The organism is Frankia nepalensis (genome assembly GCF_016786325.1).
In the GTDB taxonomy this organism is placed as follows: domain Bacteria; phylum Actinomycetota; class Actinomycetes; order Frankiales; family Frankiaceae; genus Pseudofrankia; species Pseudofrankia nepalensis.
In genome coordinates this window covers 1-4,257 of record NZ_JADWYU010000292.1, presented here as the reverse complement: position 1 = coordinate 4,257, position 4,257 = coordinate 1, and the positions used below count along the sequence as shown (strand labels likewise).

Genomic DNA, 4,257 nt, shown 5'->3' with positions numbered 1-4,257 from the left:
TTGGTGTGGTACTCGACGACCAGGTCGCGGACGGACAGCAACGCCTGGTCGCCGCGCAGGTGCGCGGTGCCGCTACCGGCCAACGAGATCACCTCCGGGTGCGCTGGGCCTGTTCATGCGAGGGACTTCCCGGCCTCGGCCGCCGTCTCGACCGGGACCATCTCGTCGGCCTTCTGGGCGGCTTCCGCCGCGGTCTTCTCGTCGGTAGCGGATCCGGCCGGGTGTAGGCAGGCCACCTCGTGGTCGGCGCCGACCGGCGACATCGTCGGCCCGGGCTGCACGCACGCGTCGTCCGCGTGGGCGCAGCGCGGCGCGAACCGGCAGCCCGCCGGCGGGGCGGTCGGGTCGGGCAGCGCGCCCGGGATGAGCCGCATCGGGGCGTGCCGGACGTGGTCGAGCGACGGCGTCGCGTCCAGCAGGGCATGGGTGTACCGGTGCCGGGGGGCGTCGAACACGTGGCGGGTCGACCCGGACTCGGCCAGCCGGCCGGCGTACATCACCGCGACCCGGTCGGTGCGGCCGGCGACGACGGCCAGGTCGTGGCTGATCAGCATCATCGACATGCCGCGGTCGCGCTGGACCTCGCGCAGCAGGTCGAGGATCTGGCGCTGGACGGTGACATCCAGCGCGGTCGTCGGCTCGTCGGCGATCAACAGGGTGGGCTCGCAGGCCAGCGCCGTCGCGATCATCACCCGCTGCCGCATGCCGCCCGACAGCTCGTGGGGGAAGTTGCGCAGCCGCTTCTCCGGGTCGGGCACCCCGACCTCCCGCAGGAGGTCGAGGGCCCGGCCACGGGCCTCGGAACGTCCGATGCCCAGGTGCTTGCGCATTCCCTCGGTGAGCTGGCGCTCGACCCGCACGACCGGATTGAGGGAACGGCCCGGGTCCTGGAACACCATGGCGATCTGCTTGCCCCAGATCTGCGCCCGCTGTTTGCGAGGGAGCGTGAGAAGGTCCCGGCCCTGGAAGAACACCTCACCCGAGCACCCCGACCGGGCGGGCAGAATACCCATGATCGCTCTGGCCATCACGGACTTGCCGGACCCGGACTCCCCCACCACACCCAAAGCCTGGGCACGGTCGAGATCCAGGGTGACGTCGTCCACCGCGCGCACCACCCCGCGCGTGGTGCCGATATGGGCACGCAGGTTGCGCACCCGCAGGACTGGTTCAGTGCTCATGAGCCGGGAGAACCTTCTCTTCGGGGCGTCGGCCGACTACTTGATCCAGATCTCCTCGGGCAGCAGCGAGCCGAGGCCGTACTGCACGAAGCCGTGGGTGTTCTTGGCGCCAACGATCGCGGGTTCCACGGTCGACATGAAGAGGACCGGCGTCAGCTCGACGACCTTCTTCTCCACGATGCCGTAGGCCGCCTTGCGGTCCTCCAGAGTGGCCCCGGTCCGGCCGGCCAGCACCGCGTCGGTCAGGTCGGGGTCGTCGACGCCCGACATGTTGTTCACCGAGTCGGCGCTGAACGCGATCCACAGCGCGGGGTCGGGGTCGAGGAACGCCGCGGACGACTGGATGGCGTCGTAGTCGTGCTGCGAGCGCAGCCGAGGGATGTCGGCGGTGTCGATGACCTTGATCTCGACCGTCACGTTCTTGAAGCTCGCCAGCTGGGCCTGCAGGCTCTCCCCGAGCGTGCGGCTCTCGGTGCTCGGGTAGGCCGAGTAGGTGAACTTCACCGGCTTGCCCTCGGCGGCCAGCTCGTCGAACAGCGCCTGGGCCTTGGCCCGGTCGAACTTGTGCAGCGGGGTCTCAGTGTGGAACGGCGAGTTGTCCGGGAACAGGGTCTCCGGAATGCTAGCGGTGCCGCTGTAGACGGTCTGGTTCAGCTTGTCGAGGTCGATCGCGTAGGACACCGCCTGACGGGCCCTGATGTCGTCGAACGGCGCGCGGCGCGCGTTCAGAGCCACGTAGAGGCCGCCACCGAGCACCTGCCGCTGGACGGTCAGACCGGCGTCGGCCGCCTTGGCCATGTTGTTGAAGTTCGACTCCATGGCGATGGTGTCGCTGGCGGTGGACACGGTGTTGTAGCGCTGGCTCGCGTCGATCACCGCCCGGATGGTCAGGCTGTCAAGGTAAGGCTTGGGAGCGTCGAAGTACTTCGCGTTCTTGACCAGCTCGACCGGGGTGCCCGGGCTCCAGGACTTCAGGGTGAACGGCCCGGCACCGATCGGGTTCTTGCTGAACTCGTCCGCGCCCTTCTCCAGAGCCGCCGGCGAGCCGATCCAGTTGAACGTGCCCAGGGAGACCGTGTTGCCGAACCGCGGCTGCGGCGAGGCCATCGTGACCTTCAGCGTGGTGGCGTCCACCACCTCGGTCGCGGCGATCTGCTGCGCCTCGGCCCGGTTGGGCGAGGCCGTCTCCGGCTCCTTGAGCCGGTCCCAGTTGAACTTGACCGCGGCGGCGTCGAGCGGGGTGCCGTCGGAGAAGGCCAGGCCCGGCTTGAGCTTCAGGGTGAAGGTCGCGCCGCCGTCGGCGGTCGTGAACTCGGCCATCGACGGCACGACCTCGCCGGACTCGCTGGTGGTCACCAGGTGGCCGTACAGGGCGTTCCCGACGGCCGCGGTGATCGCGTATGCGTTGCTCAGTTTCGCCGGGTCGAGGCTGTTCGGCTCGGCCATCGTGAGGATCGTGGCGTGGCCACCGGCGACCGGCGCCTCGGACGCCCCGCCGGACGCCCCGCCGGACGCCCCGCCGGACGTGCCGCTGTCGCCCCCGCCGCCGCAGGCGGCGAGGACGACGGCCGTTACTCCCGCGACCGCGGTCGCAAGTAAACGTCTCCTGTGCACTTTCTTACCTCTCGTCGATAAATGGGACGATCGAGACCCATCTGGCCTTTCCGGACAATGACAGGGCAGGGCGCATCCGGGCAGGATTGGACCTATACAGCTGAGTTCACCATTCCCACCGCCCGCCGCCGGCGCCGTCCGCGTGACTTCACGGAGACCGCCGGCGAGCCGCGGGAGTGTCTTGCGGCAGGCCCACGGAAATGTGTTTCCGTTGAGCTTTCCCCATCTCACGCAACATGGCCGGCAACACGGGTGGTCGAAGGCCACGGCGAAAGACGCTCAATCATGCAGGGTGCGGTCGAATCGCTGGCGGAGATGGTCACCGACCTGGTTGAGCGCGAACACGGTGAAGAAAATGATCAGCGCCGGCACGAGCACCATGTGCGGCGCGTCGACGAGGTAGTCCTTGCCCTCGGAAATCATGCCGCCCCAGCTCGGCCGCGGCGGTGGGATTCCCTGGCCCAGGAAGCTGAGTGAACCTTCCGCCACGATCAGGGCGGAGATCACGATCGGTAGGTAGGCCGCCAGTGACGGCAGGAGGTTGGGCAGGATCTCCCGGATCAGGATCCGCCGGCGGGAGGCGCCCATGTTCCGGGCGGCCGTGATGAAGTCGCGCGACGCCCAGGCCAGCGTGTTGGCGCGGGCGATCCGGGTGAACGTCGGGATGATCAGCAGTGTCAGTCCGGCCGTCAGCGTCGTGATGCTCGGCGTCAGGATCGAGGAGATCGCGAGCAGCAACAGCAGCGGCGGGAAGGCCAGCAGCGCGTCGGCGAGCAGCCGCACGATCCAGTCGACCCACCCGCCGAGGTAGCCGGCGAGCAGACCCAGCAGCGCGCCGATGACGGCGCCGAGCAGGCCGCCGATCGTGCCGACGAGCAGCGAGACCTGCGCGCCGTAGACAGCCCGGGCGATCATCGGCCGGCCCTGCGAGTCGGTCCCGAGCAACAGATCGAACCCGCCGCCCGGTCCCTGGCGCGGGTCGCCGACCGGGATCGTGTAGGACGGGACCGGCAGCACGTTGGCCAGCATGGCAAGCCCGATCACCAGCACCAGCCAGCCATAGGACAGGTAGACCAGCAACGAGCGCGGCCTGCGCACCCTGGGCACGAGCGGCGCACCCAAAAGGACAGCCGCCGGGGCGGGGATCTTCTGCTCGGCCACGGCCGTGGCCGCGGTGTCTGGGCGGGTCATCTCACGCTCCCACCTTGCGGACCCGCGGGTCGAGCCAGTTGTAGCTGACGTCCACGAGCATGTTCAGCGCCACGTAGACCACCGCCACGAACACCACGACACCCTGGACCGTGATCAGGTCCCGGCTGGTGATCGAGCTGACGACCAGCTGACCGAGGCCCGGCAGCGAGAACAACTGCTCCACGATGACCGTGCCGCCGATCAGCCGGCCGAGGTTGATCCCGATCAGGGTGATCAGCGAGAAGGACGACGGGCGCAGCGCGTGGCGCAC

Annotated in this window: 4 protein-coding genes; all 4 read right to left on the bottom strand. The window is 69.2% G+C overall.

The window, feature by feature from the left end:
• Positions 1–113: 113 nt before the first annotated feature.
• Positions 114–1,181, bottom strand: a complete 1,068-nt coding sequence (locus I6A81_RS40545; RefSeq protein WP_203010504.1) for an ABC transporter ATP-binding protein — start codon at positions 1,179–1,181, stop codon at positions 114–116.
• Between the two features lie 36 nt (positions 1,182–1,217).
• Complete coding sequence (locus tag I6A81_RS40540; protein WP_203008113.1) at positions 1,218–2,795, bottom strand: ABC transporter substrate-binding protein; 1,578 nt, start codon at positions 2,793–2,795, stop codon at positions 1,218–1,220.
• A 279-nt stretch (positions 2,796–3,074) separates the two neighbouring features.
• Entirely contained in the window at positions 3,075–3,986 is a 912-nt protein-coding gene (locus tag I6A81_RS40535; protein ID WP_203008110.1) for an ABC transporter permease, read from the bottom strand.
• A 1-nt stretch (position 3,987) separates the two neighbouring features.
• On the bottom strand, positions 3,988–4,257 hold a 270-nt coding region (locus I6A81_RS40530), incomplete at its 5' end, for an ABC transporter permease subunit (RefSeq protein WP_203008108.1).

Coding starts and splice junctions, on each gene's coding strand:
- I6A81_RS40545 (WP_203010504.1), bottom strand. CDS start 1,181: ATGAGCACTGAACCAGTCCTGCGGGTGCGCAACCTGCGTGCCCATATC.
- I6A81_RS40535 (WP_203008110.1), bottom strand. CDS start 3,986: ATGACCCGCCCAGACACCGCGGCCACGGCCGTGGCCGAGCAGAAGATC.